Source organism: Bacillus sp. V3-13 (genome assembly GCF_002860165.1).
In the GTDB taxonomy this organism is placed as follows: Bacteria; Bacillota; Bacilli; order Bacillales; family Cytobacillaceae; genus Bacillus_BJ.
The window spans coordinates 85,978-102,646 of the sequence record NZ_PGUZ01000017.1; the positions used below are offsets into that span (position 1 = coordinate 85,978).

Here is a 16,669-nt window from a genome sequence, read left to right on the forward strand (position 1 = left end):
GAATGAAAGGTAAACTTATTTATTTGAGCCCGGCTTCTTTACTTGGCCTTCTTGCTGCATTTGAAAACCTTTTTCTGTTTACTTCGCTGATGGCAGCTTTTAGCTTGTTTTTAGTTAAACGGAAAAACTTTCGTCCTCCCCAGATTAGTGCCGCTTGTCTTCTGTTTGTTATATTCATCGCAGCCGGCAAGATGGCCGTTCTCCAAACTGAAACATCGATAAATGGACATGAAAAACGGTTCCAGTTCATTTTTAACCAGGAAACGAAGGTGGATGGCGATCTATTTCAGGCGAATGCTGAAGTAAGCGGGCGTCAGGAAAAAATCGCCCTCAGGTATTATATTGCTGCAGAACAGGAGCAGAAATTCATTCTGGCGAACATCACGCCCGGCACGAAATGCACCGCTTATGGAGAGCTCAGCGAACCCCCATTGCCAACCAATTTAAATGCCTTTAATTATCGCGATTTTCTCAACAGAAAAGGCATCTTCTGGACGTTTGAAGCAGAAAAAATCGATTTTCAATCGTGTGTGAGATTAAAACCGACCCCTCTTTCATTCCTGCAAAGGATCCGCCAGAAAGGAACCGCTTATATAGAAAAGCATTTTCCTGAAGCCACTGCACAAGTGTCCGCAGCCCTCATTTTTGGAGATCGCAATTTATACAATCCGGACACGTTGAACAATTACCAGGAAGCAGGGGTTATTCACCTGCTCGCCATTTCAGGCCTCCATGTCGCACTTTTAACCGGGATGATTTTTATTTGCGGCTTGCGTGCTGGTATTACGAGGGAAAAGATGATAACTGCTTTATTTGTGTTTTTGCCTGTTTACGCGGTTTTGACCGGCGCTTCGCCATCTGTCAATCGCTCATGTTTAATGCTTTTGATAGTCCTTGCCACCATGAAAATGAAGGGCAACTACAAAGTCGCTCCCGCAGACGCCATCAGCCTCGCGTTTATAATCTACTTGGCTATTTCCCCCTTTACCATTTATAATGCCGGATTTCAGCTTTCCTTTTTTGTCAGTTTTTTTCTTGTTGCTTCATCCCGCATTTTGAGCCGATTTCGCGATCCGATCACCCAGCTTGTCGCTGTCTCTTTTGTCGCGCAGCTTGGGTCTTTGCCGATTTTGCTCTATCATTTTTATGAGTTTTCACTTATTTCACTGTTCGCAAATGTGCTGTTTGTCCCGTTTTTTTCAGCGATCATGCTCCCGCTAACGTTGATTGTCTTCATCCTTCATTTGCTGTCGGCAAAACTGGCCGCTCCGCTATTGTTCCTTTTGAACCTGTTGATTGAAACTGCCGACCAGCTCGCCAATTTCCTCTCATCCATTCCTTTAGCCACTTTTACATTGGGGAGGCCATCCTTGTTGCTGTTGCTTTTTTATCTGGTTGCGATTTTCACATTCTTTTTTCTGTGGGAAAAATTATCGGACAGAAGGCAGCTAAGCAGGATTATATGGCTTATCATCATTCCATTAACGGTTCATGGCCTGTATCACTATCTCTCCCCAACCGGGGAAGTTACCTTTATTGATGTCGGCCAGGGAGACAGTACATTAATCATTTTGCCCAACGACCGCGGAACGTACTTGATTGATACCGGCGGGACAGTCCGGTTCGGGGAAACGGAAAAGTGGCGGCGAAGGAAAGAACCTTTTGAAGTTGGCCGCGATGTTCTTGTTCCGTTTTTAAAAAGCAAAGGAATCCGCCAAATTGACAAGCTGGTCCTCACTCACGGAGATGCAGATCATATTGGCGGGGTGCTGTCGCTTATTGAAGACATAAAGGTAGCGGAGATTTTAATGCCGCGGGCGCCGGATCGAGCCGAATTGGAGAGGCAAGTGATCGCCGCTGCTGTGAAAAAGAAAGTGTCCATCAAGATGGCAACAGAGGGGATGGGCTGGAGCAAGGGGACTGCGGCTTTTCAGATTATTTCCCCCGACCCGGCCGCGCCATTTGAGAGAAACAACTCATCAATTGTGATCCGGGCGCATATTGGCGGATTGGACTGGCTTTTTACAGGCGATTTGGAAGCGGAGGGGGAAGAATTGCTTTTAAGAAAGTATCCTGATTTGCATGCCGACGTGTTAAAAGCCGGACATCATGGCAGCAAAACCTCAACATCGGCCCCCTTCATTAACCAATTGCAGCCAAAGGCTGCGATCATTTCAGCAGGAAGGAAGAACCGCTTCGGGCATCCCCATGCTGAAGTAGTATCAAGACTGGAGGGCAGGAACATTAAAATTTTCCGGACAGATCAACAAGGAGCGATCACCTATACTTTTAGAGGAAATTCGGGAACCTTTTCAAGCGTACTTCCATAGAATATATCAATAACAGTCACCCTGATTAAACGAAAAGAGACTGCATAACATGCAGTCTCCATAATTTTTCATTATGTAATGTAGCATCCGAAACTTAAGAACCGATCAATTTTATGACTGTTGCAATAATAAACATCGTTGCAAAAAATCCGAAAGAAACAACGAATCCTACGCCGGAGTCAACGGCATCATTACGCTTGCTTTGGACGTTTTTTTCAAATTCATTCACAGTCTACCCCTCCTATTTCCTTTCTAGTATACGCGAACTATAAAAAAAAATCCAGCACCCGGAACGCGCTTTTCCTTTAATGACAAGAGTTGACACAAATAGTTCTCTTTTTATGAGCCAAAATAATGATACCCACAAAGAAATACCGCCATTTTATAAGTATCCTAGGCCTTATAAAATGGCGTTGATTATAGATGGGGAATTGGCGCAGGCAAGAGACGTCAATTCCCTTTATCCACTTGCCAAATTGTCCAGGCTTCTTTACCATAAGAGTAGTTACATGATTGAATGGAGCGAAGGACATTGATTAACGATTTATGGCGACAAATTAAAAACAAGCAAATTGCCCCGCTTTATTTATTATATGGCAATGAATCATTTATTATTAATGAAACGAAACAGCTGCTGTTGAAAAATGTTTTAAATGAAGAAGAGGCTGATTTTAACTTTTCTTCTTATGATCTGGAGGAAACACCAATCGAAGCCGTCCTCGAAGATGCCGAAACCTTTCCATTTATCGGCGAAAAAAGACTGATTATTGTACATAATCCTGTGTTTCTTACCTCGGAAAAAACAAAGGAAAAAGTGGAGCATGACCTTGGAAAGCTCGAGGCTTACTTGAAAGAACCAGCCCCATATTCCGTTGTGGTGTTTGCCGCTCCTTATGAAAAACTGGATGAACGCAAAAAAATTACGAAAGAACTAAAAAACAAGGCAGTTACACTTGAAGCGAAAAAACAAAACGAACAAGAGCTGAAAGTATGGATTAGAGAGAGAGCCGCGCTAAATGGCATTCAGATTGATGAGAATGCAGTCGAAATGATGCTTGCCCTCGCCGGGACAAATTTGTTTATGCTGACAAGTGAGCTCGATAAGCTTTCGCTGTACGCCGATGCAGAAAAAAGAATCGATCCTGCAACGGTCGAAAAGCTTGTATCAAGATCATTGGAGCAAAATATATTCGCCCTCGTCGACAAAGTGGTCAACCGAAAAATCGATGAAGCGCTGAGAATATATTATGATCTGCTGAAGCAAAATGAAGAGCCGATCAAAATTTTAGCAATTATAACCGGGCAGTTCCGGCTCATTTATCAAGTGAAGGACCTGGCGCGGCGGGGATACGGGCAGCAGCAAATGGCGAGCTATTTAAAAATCCACCCGTTTCGAATCAAGCTCGCGGCCGGGCAAGCGAGCATGTTTACAGACGAGGATCTCTCGAAAATCATCAGTATGCTCGCCGAAGCAGATTATCAGATGAAGACAGGCGGCATGGCAAAAGAACTGTTGATTGAAATGTTCCTGCTTCGCTTGCATGACTACAGCCTGCAAGCTTAACCGAAACGCAATCGCAGATGTGGGCATTTCGCGGATAAAATATATGCAGGTTAATCGCGGAAAACCGGAACCTATTTACCATTTATAATGCTAAAAACAAAAAAACGACCCGAAAGGTCGTTTTTTCATCATTAAGCGTTCAAAGAGTTCATTTTTTTCATTAAGCGGGATTTTTTACGTGCCGCAGCTTTTTTGTGGATTAGCCCTTTAGCCGCTGCTTTATCAAGTTTACTTGCAGCTGAAGAGAAAGAAGCAGTTGCAGCAGCAGCGTCGTTGTTACCGATTGCTGATTCAACTTTCTTTACAGCAGTACGCATGGTTGATTTCACAGTAGAATTACGAGCATTGCTTGCCTCACTTGTTTTTACACGCTTAATAGCAGATTTAATGTTTGGCATTCCGTTCACCTCCCCTAAAACTTTCGAGGTTATATTAACTCGATTTTCCCATCTCAGGTAACAATAATTAAGAACAAAAGATATTTTATCAAACCGTTGCTCATAATGCAATACCCTGCTTTTTTGCCGGCGCTTCATGTGAATGTTTTTATGAAAATGAGGAAAAGATAGTGATAGTTGGAAAAATGAAGGAGAGTAATCTTACATAGACGATTCGGCCATCAAGAATCGCGGACAGACATGATGGGAAAAGCCTTAACAGGAGGGATAGCGTGAAGGAAGAGCTTGATTTAAGCCAGTATAGTGTTCGCACAGATTTAGCTGTAGAGGCCCGGGAAATGGTTCTTGAGGCTCAGAATAAGACTGTCCGCCAGCAGGCGGATATTTCGCAAATTAAAGGAGTCGTCATTAAAGAAAAAGAAGAAAACGGGATAAAAGTTTCACTCGTTGAAGTTAATGATGCAGGAGCGCAAACGATTGGCAAAAAACCAGGCCGTTATTTAACGCTTGAAGTGATGGGCATCAGGCAAAAGGATACAGGATTGCAAATGCAGGTAGAGAGAGTATTTGCCGATGAATTTTCCCATTTTTTACGGGAGAGCGGGGTTGGCGATCAAGCATCCTGCCTGATCGTCGGCCTCGGAAATTGGAATGTCACACCTGATGCTCTCGGGCCGTTGGTGTGCGAGAACCTCCTTGTTACAAGGCATTTATATGAGCTGCAGCCCGAAAATGTCGAAGCTGGCTACAGGCCTGTCAGCGCCCTGTCTCCCGGCGTCATGGGGCTGACCGGCATCGAGACGAGCGATATCATTGTCGGGGTTGTTGAAAAGACAAAACCCGATTTTGTGATTGCGATTGATGCCCTGGCTTCAAGATCGATTGAAAGAGTAAATTCAACGATTCAAATTTCCGATACGGGAATCCATCCCGGCTCGGGAGTAGGGAATAAACGAAAGGAATTAAGCAAAGATACGCTGGGAATTCCCGTTTTTGCGATTGGAGTTCCAACGGTCGTCGATGCTGTATCAATCACAAGCGATACGATTGATTATATCCTTAAACATTTTGGCAAAGAAATGACAGAAGGCGGGCGGCCTTCCCGTTCGCTTACGCCGGCTGGAATGAACTTTGGGCAACCAAGAAAACTGACTGAAGACGACATGCCGGGGGAGCAGCATCGAAAAACCTTTTTGGGAATAGTCGGAACTCTGCCTGATGAAGAAAAAAGGCAATTAATACACGAGGTATTGTCACCGCTCGGCCATAATTTGATGGTCACGCCGAAAGAGGTTGATGTCTTTGTCGAGGACATGGCCAACCTGATCGCAAACGGATTGAATGCGGCTCTCCATAAGGCAGTGAACCAGGACAACACAGGCTACTATACGAAATAATAGATATTTGCGGTTCTATCTTCTCTAGCAATGTCATAGAATTTACTAGACTTGCCAAGAGAGGTGGAACGATGAAACATTATAAGCAATCAGGAATCATTATGGCTGTACAGGGGACAAGCATCATAAAGGCTGTTCTTGCGATATTGCTTTTACTGCTGATGTCTTTTTCAATCAGCGGTACGTTAACCGCTCTGAAGCCGGAGTATCGAATTACCTCTGCATCGGTTTACAATACAGCGGCAAACGTCACCGGGGAAATGCTCTATCAATTAATCGGCTTTGAAAACCATCATTTCCTGCAAGCCATTCCTGAAAGCGGCTCGCCGGCACTGTCAAGCTTCATATTCAAATTGTCAACCAATGTCAATCTCGATGATCCGCGCAGCTTTTTAGGGAGAGAACTTCCGGGTTTCTCAATATTTGACGGAAAAATTCTTGTTGCCGGCGAAGGTACCAACTATACAAATATGCCGATAGAATCAGCCCCGCCAATCGACGTATTAAGGGATGAACAGGAAGCAGCCTTGAAGAATACAGAGGATATCGAACCGCCGGCAGATGATGGTAAACACGAAACTCCGCCTATCACGACAGGCGGTAAACAGGTTGTCTATGTTTATTTTTCGCATAACCGCGAATCATTTCTTCCGTATTTAGAGGGGGTCACAGACCCCGACCTGGCCCAGCACTCGGAAATCAATGTTACAAAAATTGGCGATAAGCTCAAGGAAGAACTGGAGAGCAGAGGAATCGGAACATTGGTGGACAAAACCGATATTCAGCAATTATTGAAGCAAAAAGGTTTGGGCTACCCGAAATCGTATCAAGAATCAAGAGCTGTTGTCGAGGCAGCGGTTACTGCCAACCGCGATCTTACTTATTTGATTGATATCCATCGCGATTCTCGAAGGAGAGAGCATACGACTAAAGAAATTAATGGGCAATCATATGCGAAGCTTGCTTTTGTGATCGGTGAAAGAAACCCGAATTACGAAAAAAATCTTAAGCTTGCAAATGAGCTTCATAAGCTGCTCGACCAGAAGTACGGGCCGGGCTTGAGCCGGGGAATTATTGCGCACAAGGATGAGGGGAATAATAGCTTGTATAACCAGGACTTATCAGAAAACGCCATGCTGATCGAGTTCGGCGGTGTCGACAATACATTTGATGAACTGAACCGCTCGGCTGCCGCGCTTGCTGATGTATTCAGTGAATATTATTGGCAGGCCGAACAAGTCAACAAGACGCTCGAAGAAAATAAACAAGAGAATTAATAAAATTGGGTGATCCGTTATGAAAATGTTCATGCTTAAGGTGTCATTGATAGCATCGTTAATGTTTGTGTCCGTGCTTGTCGGGATGCAGCATGCCAACGGCGGGATCCACAAAATGAAAGGGTATGAGGATTCCGGCTTCCGCGGCGCGTTTATCGTCAATGAAGCCGATCAAGGTGAATATCAGGCAACCGTTCTTGGCAATGATATTTCAAGCCATGACCTTGAAGAAAAAAAAGCCAAGCTTGAAAAAATGAAAGCATACAACTTTTTTTCGGATATGGGTAAAAAGGCGGCTGATGGGATAACAGCAGCGGCGAAAAAACTGTTCGAATCGATAACGGGGTTAATCGAATCATCTTAAGCGGGCCAGCATGGCCCGTTTTTTCTCTGTTTTCCTAAACCTTTTTGCTGCTCCAATTACAGCGCCGGGACTTTTCGTTGAATCTTGCCAACCCTGCTGATATAATCAAAAATAGTGTACATGTGCGAGTATAGTAGGAGTGAACCTAATGAACAGAGAAGAAAGACTGAAAAGACAATCGAAAATCCGGAACTTTTCCATTATCGCGCATATCGACCATGGAAAATCGACTTTGGCAGACCGCATCCTGGAAAAAACGAATGCTCTTACATCAAGAGAAATGAAGGATCAGCTCCTTGATTCAATGGACCTTGAACGAGAACGTGGAATTACGATCAAGCTGAATTCCGTTCAGTTAAAATACCGCGCAAAAGATGGAGAGGAATATACTTTCCATTTAATCGATACGCCGGGACACGTCGATTTTACCTATGAGGTGTCGCGGAGCCTTGCTGCCTGTGAAGGAGCGATTCTTGTCGTTGATGCCGCACAGGGAATCGAAGCCCAAACATTGGCAAATGTTTATTTAGCGCTTGACAACGATCTGGAGATCCTTCCGGTTATCAATAAAATCGATTTGCCGAGTGCCGATCCGGAACGGGTCCGCGCTGAAATTGAAGAGGTGATCGGCCTGGACGCTTCCGAAGCCGTGCTTGCCTCCGCAAAAGCCGGGATTGGAATTGAAGAAATTCTCGAACAAATCGTTGAAAAAGTGCCCGCACCAAAGGGTGACCCGGATGCCCCTTTAAAGGCGCTTATCTTTGATTCACTATATGATGCTTACCGCGGTGTTGTCGCATACATCCGCGTCGTCGAAGGGACCGTAAAAGTAGGCGACAAGATCAGAATGATGGCGACCGGCAAAGAGTTTGAAGTAACGGAAGTGGGCGTGTTCACGCCAAAAGCCGTTTCCCGTGATGAGTTATCTGTCGGTGATGTCGGCTTTTTAACAGCCGCCATCAAAAATGTCGGCGACACACGCGTTGGCGACACGATTACAAACGCGAAGAACGGCGCGACCGAAGCACTGCCAGGATACCGGAGACTCAATCCAATGGTATACTGCGGCCTGTATCCGATCGACAGCGCGAAATTCAATGATCTTCGCGAAGCGCTTGAAAAGCTGGAACTGAACGATTCTGCTCTCCAATTTGAACCGGAAACGTCACAGGCATTGGGATTTGGATTCCGCTGCGGATTTTTAGGCCTGCTTCATATGGAAATCATCCAGGAGCGGATCGAGCGGGAGTTTAAAATTGATCTGATCACTACGGCACCAAGCGTTATCTATCATGTAATCATGACAGACGGCACTGAGGTCAAGGTCGATAACCCTGCCGCTATGCCGGATCCGCAAAAGATTGACCGGATTGAAGAACCGTATGTGAAAGCAACGATGATGGCGCCAAACGACTATGTTGGAGCAATTATGGAGATTTGCCAGGACAAGCGCGGCATCTTCATTGACATGCAATACATGGATGAAACGCGCGTCAGCATCGTGTATGAAATCCCATTATCGGAAATCGTTTATGATTTCTTCGATCAGCTAAAATCTTCGACTAAGGGCTATGCTTCGTTTGATTATGAATTGATCGGCTATAAGGAGTCAAAGCTTGTTAAAATGGATATTCTCTTAAATGGCGAACAGGTCGATGCATTAAGCTTTATTGTGCATAAAGATTTTGCCTATGAACGCGGCAAAGTCATTGTTGAGAAATTAAAAGACCTAATCCCGCGCCAGCAGTTTGAGGTGCCGATCCAGGCGGCAATCGGGCAAAAGATTATCGCCCGCTCGACGATCAAAGCGATGCGGAAAAACGTACTCGCCAAGTGCTACGGCGGCGATATTTCCCGAAAGCGGAAGCTGCTCGAGAAGCAAAAGGAAGGGAAAAAACGCATGAAGCAGGTTGGCTCGGTTGAAGTGCCGCAGGAAGCCTTCATGGCTGTTTTAAAAATGGACGACAGCAACAACACGAAGAAATAATTTTTAAAGAGGGTAGACTGAGGCACATGCCTGCTCTAGCCTCTTTTCCTATTAAATGAACAAAAGGTTGTGAAGCAGATGATAAAAGCAGCTTATATCCACATCCCATTTTGTGAACATATATGCCATTATTGCGATTTTAATAAAGTATTTTTGAAGGGCCAGCCGGTTGACGCCTACCTGGAAGCATTGGCAAAGGAAATCGGGCTTACCCTGGAAAAATATCCGGCCAAACCGCTGAATTCGATCTTTGTAGGCGGGGGAACGCCGACAGCCTTAAATGAACAGCAGCTTTACAGGCTTTGTGAAATTATCAAAGACAAGCTGCCATTCAATCAAGATACTGAATTCACTTTTGAAGCAAATCCGGGTGATCTGTCTAAAGTAAAGCTGCAGATTTTGGCATCAGCGGGTGTAAATCGGCTCAGCTTTGGGGTGCAAACTTTTAACGATCAACTTTTAGAGAGAATTGGCCGTACCCATCGCCGCGAAGATGTGTTTAAGTCGATTGACCTTGCCAAGCAGACGGGCTTTAAAAATATAAGTGTCGATTTGATCTACAGCCTTCCCGGCCAAACGCTCGACGATTTCCGTGACACCCTCGAGACAGCTTTTTCTCTCGATATCCAGCATTATTCAGGCTACTCATTAATCATTGAACCAAAAACGGTTTTTTATAATTTGATGAGAAAAGGGCAGCTGCCGAGACCCGGAGAGGAAACGGAAGCAGCCATGTTTGAACTGCTGATGGAACAAATGGATCAGCACGGATTTAAGCAGTACGAAATCAGCAATTTTGCGCGTCCCGGCTTTGAAAGCAGGCATAATATCACATACTGGGCGAACGCGCCGTACTACGGTTTCGGGGCTGGCGCACACAGCTACACAGACGGATACAGAATTTCCAACTACGGTCCTTTGAAAAAATACATGGACCCACTGGCAGAAAACCGTTTGCCTGCTATGGACCTACACAAAGTGACCGATGCAGAGCGGAAAGAGGAAGAAATGTTCCTCGGTTTAAGAATGACGGAAGGAGTTTCGATTCGACAATTTTCCGAGAAGTTCGGCGTTGATCCACGCGTCGTTTTTGCCGACGGGATTAAAGAAATGCAGGGCAGGGGATTGCTCGAGGTGAACAACGGACATATTTATCTCACAAAGAATGGCAGGCTGCTCGGCAATGAAGTGTTTCAATCCTTTATTGGAGTAAGCTAATCGTTGACAGCTTCCCCTGTTGTTTGATAATTTATTATTAAGATTTAGCACTCATTCAATAAGAGTGCTAACAGGGGTGATGAACTTGTTAACAGATCGTCAATTATTAATATTTCAAGTGATCGTTGATGATTTTATTCGTTCTGCCCAGCCTGTCGGTTCTCGGAGCTTGTCGAAAAAACACGATATTTCATTTAGTTCGGCTACGATTCGCAATGAAATGGCTGACTTGGAAGAATTGGGTTTTATTGAAAAAACACACACCTCATCAGGAAGAATTCCGTCTGAGAAAGGTTACCGCTACTACGTTGACCATTTGTTGTCTCCGCAAAAACTGAACAGGACCGAGGTTCACAAAATTAAATCGATTTTTGCAGAGCGAATATACGAGCTTGAAAAAATTGTCCAAAAGTCGGCAAAGATTCTGTCGGAAATGACGAATTACACTTCGATTGTTTTAGGGCCTGATGTGATGGAGCACAAATTAAAGAGAATTCAAATTGTCCCTTTAAATCAGGAAGCCGCAATCGCAGTTATTGTCACCGATACGGGCCATGTCGAAAACCGGATGTTTCAGCTGCCGGAATCGATCGATGGCGGCGATCTTGAAAAAATGGTCAATATATTGAATGATCGGCTTGTAGGCGTTCCGCTTGTCCGCCTGAACGAAAAAATTCATAAAGAGGTGGCTGCGCTCCTCAGGCAGCACATTCAAAACTATGACTTTATGCTGCAATCATTTGCGGAAACGTTAAAGCTGCCGACAAACGAGAAGTTATTCGTTGGCGGTAAAACCAACATGCTCAGCCAGCCCGAATTTCATGACATTGAAAAGATCCGCTCACTGCTGGCAATGATTGAGCAGGAGGATGGCATCTACGAGTTGGTCCGCGAAAACCCGCATGGGATCAATATTAAAATCGGCCGTGAAAACAACAATTCGGCGATGGAAAACTGCAGTCTCATTACAGCAACTTATTCAATGGGTGCGGAAAAGATCGGGACAATTGCGATAATTGGGCCAACACGTATGGAATATTCAAGAGTTGTCAGCATCCTGCAGTTGATCAGCAAAGATTTAACGACCGTTTTATCAAAACTGTATCAAAGTAATTAGCGCTGGAAATATTGAATAAGGGTGGAAAAACTCACCCTTTTCTTTCCATGCCCCTGCCCGCAAACACGATTTCGACTTGAAACCGATCGGGCGGGTAATCGTATATCTTTAAGGGAGGTGAGCAATTTGGCAGAAGAAAAAAATAACAACGAATTTGAACAAACAGCCAGCCAAACGGAAGAAAACCAGCGGGAAGAAATAATCGAACCGGTATTCGCAGAAGGCGATTCACCGGAGGACGCTGAAATTAAAACGGAAGCGACAGATGAGGTAAGCGAGGCCGATGCCAAAATAGCCGAGCTCGAAGCCAAGCTGGAGGAAGCGGACAACCGCTATTTACGTTTGCAAGCCGATCTCGATAATTTCCGCCGGCGTTCAAGACTCGATCTTGAAGCCCGTGAAAAATATAGAGCACAAAGCTTAATCACAGACCTGCTGCCTGCTATCGACAATTTTGAAAGAGCGTTAAAAATGGAAGTGGAAAATGAACAAGCCAAATCCGTGCTGCAAGGAATGGAAATGGTATTTCGCAGCTTGCTTGATGCTCTTAAAAAAGAAGGGGTTGAGCCGATTGAGGCAGTCGGCAAAGAATTTGATCCCCGTCTTCACCAGGCGGTCATGCAAGTTGAAGACGAAAATTATGGACCGAACATAGTGGTTGAAGAATTTCAAAAAGGGTACAAGCTGAAGGACAGGGTCATTCGTCCGTCAATGGTAAAGGTAAGCCAATAGATATAACTACATATTAGATATGGGAGGAAAACACGATGAGCAAAATAATCGGTATTGACCTGGGTACGACCAACTCTTGTGTAGCCGTGCTGGAAGGCGGCGAACCGAAGGTAATTCCCAATCCGGAAGGAAACCGGACAACACCTTCTGTCGTAGCTTTTAAAAACGGTGAACGCCAGGTTGGGGAAGTAGCCAAACGCCAGGCGATTACAAACCCTAATACGATCATCTCGATTAAGCGCCACATGGGAACCGCTTATAAAGTGGAAGCAGAGGGAAAAGAATATACTCCACAGGAAGTTTCAGCGATTATTCTTCAATATCTTAAATCTTATGCTGAAGAATATTTAGGAGAAAAAGTTACAAAAGCCGTCATTACAGTGCCCGCTTATTTCAACGATGCACAGCGCCAGGCGACAAAGGATGCCGGTAAGGTTGCCGGTCTTGAAGTAGAGCGGATCATCAATGAGCCGACTGCTGCTGCCCTCGCTTATGGACTTGATAAAATGGATGAAGACCAAACCATTCTCGTGTATGACCTTGGCGGCGGTACTTTTGACGTATCAATCCTTGAGCTGGGCGATGGAGTATTTGAAGTAAAATCAACAGCAGGTGACAACCGCCTTGGCGGTGATGACTTTGACCAGGTGATCATCGACTATCTTGTTGACCAGTTCAAAAAAGACAATGGCATTGACCTTTCAAAAGACAAAATGGCGCTGCAGCGCTTAAAGGATGCCGCTGAAAAAGCGAAAAAAGACCTGTCAGGTGTTAGCTCAACACAAATTTCACTGCCGTTTATTACTGCAGGGGAAGCTGGGCCGCTTCACCTGGAAGTAACGATGACAAGAGCAAAATTTGATGAGCTTTCAGCAGACCTTGTTGAAAGAACAATGGGTCCTACACGCCAGGCGCTAAAAGATGCAGGCATATCTCCAGCAGAGATCGATAAAGTCATTCTTGTCGGAGGATCGACGAGAATTCCGGCTGTTCAGGAAGCGATTAAAAAGGAGATTGGCAAGGAGCCGCATAAAGGCGTGAATCCGGATGAAGTCGTAGCGATGGGAGCTGCGATTCAGGGCGGGGTCATCTCCGGGGACGTTAAAGACGTTGTCCTGCTTGATGTTACCCCGCTTTCATTGGGTATTGAAACAATGGGCGGTGTGTTTACAAAGCTGATCGAGCGCAATACGACGATTCCGACTTCGAAATCGCAAGTATTCTCAACAGCTGCAGACAATCAAACAGCGGTTGACATTCACGTTTTACAAGGGGAGCGGCCAATGGCGGCAGACAATAAAACGCTTGGCCGTTTCCAATTGACCGATATTCCGCCGGCACCAAGAGGAGTTCCGCAAATCGAAGTTTCTTTTGATATCGATAAAAACGGAATTGTCAATGTGCGCGCAAAAGATTTAGGTACAAACAAAGAGCAGGCAATCACGATTAAATCATCTACCGGTTTATCGGATGAAGAAATCGAACGCATGGTTAAAGAAGCAGAAGAAAATGCCGAAGCAGATAAAAAGCGGAAAGAAGAAGTGGAACTGCGCAACGAAGCAGACCAGCTTGTCTTCACAACCGAGAAAACTTTGAAGGATCTTGAAGGAAAAGTGGACGAAGCTGAGGTTGCGAAAGCAAATGAAGCGAAGGATGCTCTAAAACAGGCAATTGAAAAGAATGAGCTCGAAGAAATTCGCGCCAAGAAGGATGCCTTGCAGGAAATCGTCCAAAACTTGACAGTCAAGCTTTATGAAGAAGCGGCGAAACAGGCCCAGGCTGCTCAAGGCTCTGAAGGACAGGAAGCCGGCAAAGCAGACAATGTAGTTGATGCAGAATTTGAAGAGGTTAAGGACGATAAGGACAATAAATAATCCTTTCAGCTTCTTAAGGAAAGTCAAAGTCAGGTCATCCTTGGCTTTGGCTTTTTCTTTGGCGAAGGATAAGCGCTTTTTGCTTTGGTAAAACCACACTGCCGGCGCGCCATGGGAATGTTGCACAAATTTAGTCTGAAATGATACAATAACCTTTATGTGACAGGAAATCGGGGAGTGGTTTCATGAGTAAACGGGATTACTACGAAGTGCTTGGAGTTGGCAAAAATGCCTCGAAGGATGAAATAAAAAAAGCTTATCGAAAGCTTTCTAAAAAATATCATCCCGATATTAACAAAGAAAAAGATGCAGATGAAAAATTTAAAGAAGTAAAAGAAGCATATGAAGTGTTGAGCGACGACCAAAAGCGCGCCCACTATGACCAGTTCGGCCATACTGATCCGAATCAGGGCTTTGGCGGCGGAGATTTTGGAGGCTTTGGCGGCTTTGAGGATATTTTCAATACATTTTTCGGCGGTGGCACCCGGCGCAGGGATCCAAACGCGCCGAGACAGGGTGCAGATTTACAATACACAATGACGCTATCGTTTGAAGAGGCTGTATTTGGCAAACAAACAAATATTGAAATTCCCCGTGAAGAGACTTGTGATACATGTAATGGGTCCGGGGCGAAACCGGGAACAAAACCGGAAACGTGCCGGCACTGTCACGGTACCGGCCAGCTGAATGTGGAGCAACATACTCCGTTTGGCAGAATTGTCAACCGCAGGGTATGTAACCACTGTAACGGAACAGGCAAAGAAATTAAGGAAAAATGTCCAACATGCCGTGGAACCGGCAAGGTGACAAAACGCCGCAAGATTAACGTGAAAATTCCTGCCGGTATTGATGACGGGCAGCAGCTGCGCGTTTCCGGCCAGGGAGAGCCGGGTATTAATGGTGGACCTCCAGGTGATTTATATGTCGTCTTCCATGTCCGTTCCCACGAGTTTTTCGAACGGGATGGCGATGATATTTATTGTGAAATGCCTCTTACTTTTGTCCAAGCTGCGCTGGGAGACGAAATAGAAGTGCCGACCCTGCACGGAAAAGTCAAACTAAAGATCCCTGCAGGAACACAAACGGGCACGCGATTCCGCTTAAAAGGGAAGGGTGTGCCTAATGTCAGGGGTTATGGTACGGGCGACCAGCATGTAGTAGTCAAGATCGTTACTCCGACAAAGCTTTCAGAGAAACAGAAACAGCTTTTGAATGAATTTGCTGAAGTGAGCGGGTCGGTTCCCCAGGGGGAGCACGAGGAGAGCTTTTTTGAAAAAGTGAAGCGTGCCTTTAAGGGAGAATAAAGGAAACGGAGCTGGCAGGAAATGAAATGGTCAGAAATCAGCATTCAGACTACGAATGAGGCGATTGAACCGATTTCAAATATATTGCATGAAGCCGGAGCGAGCGGAGTAGTTATTGAAGATCCGGCCGACCTTGTGAAGGAGCGGGAAGACCAGTTCGGGGAAATCTACCAACTTAATCCTGATGACTATCCGGAAGAAGGCGTTATTGTAAAAGCGTATCTCCCGGTTAACAGCTTTCTTGGTGAAACTGTAGACGAAATCAAAGAAGCCATTAACAACCTGATCATTCACAACATTGATATCGGCCTGAACGAAGTAACAATTAGTGAAGTCAACGAAGAAGAATGGGCAACAGCCTGGAAGAAATATTATAATCCAGTGAAGATTTCCGAGAAATTCACGATCGTTCCTACCTGGGAAGACTACACCCCGGTGAACAGTGATGAACTAATCATTGAACTCGATCCGGGAATGGCTTTTGGCACGGGAACCCATCCTACAACAGTTATGTGCATTCAGGCTTTGGAGCGAACGGTGAAGCAAGGGGACCGCGTGATTGATGTCGGAACAGGCTCGGGGGTTTTGAGCATTGCCGCTGCCTTATTGGGGGCGGACCAGGTTCAGGCTCTTGATCTCGATGATATTGCAGTAAAAGCGGCCCGGCTCAATATTAAGCTCAATAAAGTCCAGGATCGCTGTACCGTTTCACAAAACAATTTGCTGGATGGCATTCGAGAAGGTGCAGATGTCGTTGTAGCCAATATACTGGCTGAGGTCATTCTTCGTTTTACCGATGATGTGTCACGGGTCGTAAAGCAGGGCGGGTATTTCATCGCTTCCGGAATTATCGCCCAGAAAAAGCAGCAAGTAAGGGAAGCAATCGTTCAGGCCGGCTTTGAGATCGAAGAAACGATTCAAATGGAAGATTGGGTTGCGATCATCGCGAAAAGGCGCTGATTCACCAAAAGGGGCACATAAATTGTTTTTGCCCCCTTTTTTTGCGGAATTGCACGATAAACGGCTTGCTTTTATTAGCAATGAGAATATAGTAAAATCTGCGGTATGGGTCCCCTGGTTAAAAAATTCGTGAATGAAAGGTTAAAG

Annotated in this window: 14 protein-coding genes; 12 read left to right on the forward strand and 2 right to left on the reverse strand. The window is 45.2% G+C overall.

The genetic code is table 11. The features are described from left to right. Positions 1-2 precede the first annotated feature (2 nt). Positions 3-2,330 carry a DNA internalization-related competence protein ComEC/Rec2 gene (locus CU633_RS07475; RefSeq protein WP_101659101.1) on the forward strand — a complete coding sequence of 776 codons (2,328 nt, stop codon included), beginning with the start codon at positions 3-5 and terminating at the stop codon, positions 2,328-2,330. Positions 2,331-2,424: 94 nt separating this feature from the next. On the opposite strand, the gene CU633_RS07480 is transcribed toward CU633_RS07475, so the two are convergent. Further along, positions 2,425-2,559 carry a YqzM family protein gene (locus CU633_RS07480; protein ID WP_101659102.1) on the reverse strand — a complete coding sequence of 45 codons (135 nt, stop codon included), beginning with the start codon at positions 2,557-2,559 and terminating at the stop codon, positions 2,425-2,427. A 288-nt stretch (positions 2,560-2,847) separates the two neighbouring features. Between CU633_RS07480 and holA the strand changes: the two genes are divergently transcribed. Next, positions 2,848-3,894: a DNA polymerase III subunit delta gene (gene holA / locus CU633_RS07485; protein WP_374703352.1), complete on the forward strand. Its 1,047-nt coding sequence runs from the start codon at positions 2,848-2,850 to the stop codon at positions 3,892-3,894. Between the two features lie 131 nt (positions 3,895-4,025). Here the strand turns inward: holA and rpsT are convergent, their stop codons facing one another. Then, entirely contained in the window at positions 4,026-4,292 is a 267-nt protein-coding gene (gene rpsT, locus CU633_RS07490) for a 30S ribosomal protein S20 (RefSeq protein ID WP_101659104.1), read from the reverse strand. 272 nt (positions 4,293-4,564) lie between these two features. On the opposite strand from rpsT, the gene gpr reads away from it, so the two are divergent. The 10 genes from gpr (at position 4,565) to prmA (ending at position 16,522) form a co-directional block, all read left to right on the forward strand. Further along, positions 4,565-5,689, forward strand: coding sequence for a GPR endopeptidase (gpr, locus tag CU633_RS07495; RefSeq protein WP_101659105.1), 1,125 nt, complete (start codon positions 4,565-4,567; stop codon positions 5,687-5,689). A 71-nt stretch (positions 5,690-5,760) separates the two neighbouring features. Beyond that, entirely contained in the window at positions 5,761-6,966 is a 1,206-nt protein-coding gene (gene spoIIP / locus CU633_RS07500; RefSeq protein ID WP_101659106.1) for a stage II sporulation protein P, read from the forward strand. A gap of 19 nt (positions 6,967-6,985) precedes the next feature. Continuing rightward, positions 6,986-7,330, forward strand: a complete 345-nt coding sequence (locus tag CU633_RS07505) for a DUF3679 domain-containing protein (protein ID WP_101659107.1) — start codon at positions 6,986-6,988, stop codon at positions 7,328-7,330. 148 nt (positions 7,331-7,478) lie between these two features. Continuing rightward, positions 7,479-9,317 carry a translation elongation factor 4 gene (gene lepA, locus CU633_RS07510; RefSeq protein ID WP_101659108.1) on the forward strand — a complete coding sequence of 613 codons (1,839 nt, stop codon included), beginning with the start codon at positions 7,479-7,481 and terminating at the stop codon, positions 9,315-9,317. 78 nt (positions 9,318-9,395) lie between these two features. Beyond that, entirely contained in the window at positions 9,396-10,535 is a 1,140-nt protein-coding gene (hemW, locus tag CU633_RS07515; RefSeq protein WP_101659109.1) for a radical SAM family heme chaperone HemW, read from the forward strand. 85 nt (positions 10,536-10,620) lie between these two features. After that, on the forward strand, positions 10,621-11,652 hold the full coding sequence (gene hrcA, locus CU633_RS07520; RefSeq protein WP_101659110.1) for a heat-inducible transcriptional repressor HrcA: 1,032 nt from the start codon (positions 10,621-10,623) through the stop codon (positions 11,650-11,652). A 126-nt stretch (positions 11,653-11,778) separates the two neighbouring features. Beyond that, positions 11,779-12,384: a nucleotide exchange factor GrpE gene (gene grpE / locus CU633_RS07525; RefSeq protein WP_101659111.1), complete on the forward strand. Its 606-nt coding sequence runs from the start codon at positions 11,779-11,781 to the stop codon at positions 12,382-12,384. Positions 12,385-12,419: 35 nt separating this feature from the next. Next, positions 12,420-14,258, forward strand: a complete 1,839-nt coding sequence (gene dnaK, locus CU633_RS07530; RefSeq protein ID WP_101659112.1) for a molecular chaperone DnaK — start codon at positions 12,420-12,422, stop codon at positions 14,256-14,258. A 185-nt stretch (positions 14,259-14,443) separates the two neighbouring features. Next, positions 14,444-15,562, forward strand: a complete 1,119-nt coding sequence (gene dnaJ / locus CU633_RS07535) for a molecular chaperone DnaJ (protein ID WP_101659113.1) — start codon at positions 14,444-14,446, stop codon at positions 15,560-15,562. Between the two features lie 21 nt (positions 15,563-15,583). Next, entirely contained in the window at positions 15,584-16,522 is a 939-nt protein-coding gene (prmA, locus tag CU633_RS07540; protein WP_101659114.1) for a 50S ribosomal protein L11 methyltransferase, read from the forward strand. The last annotated feature ends 147 nt before the right edge of the window (positions 16,523-16,669 follow it).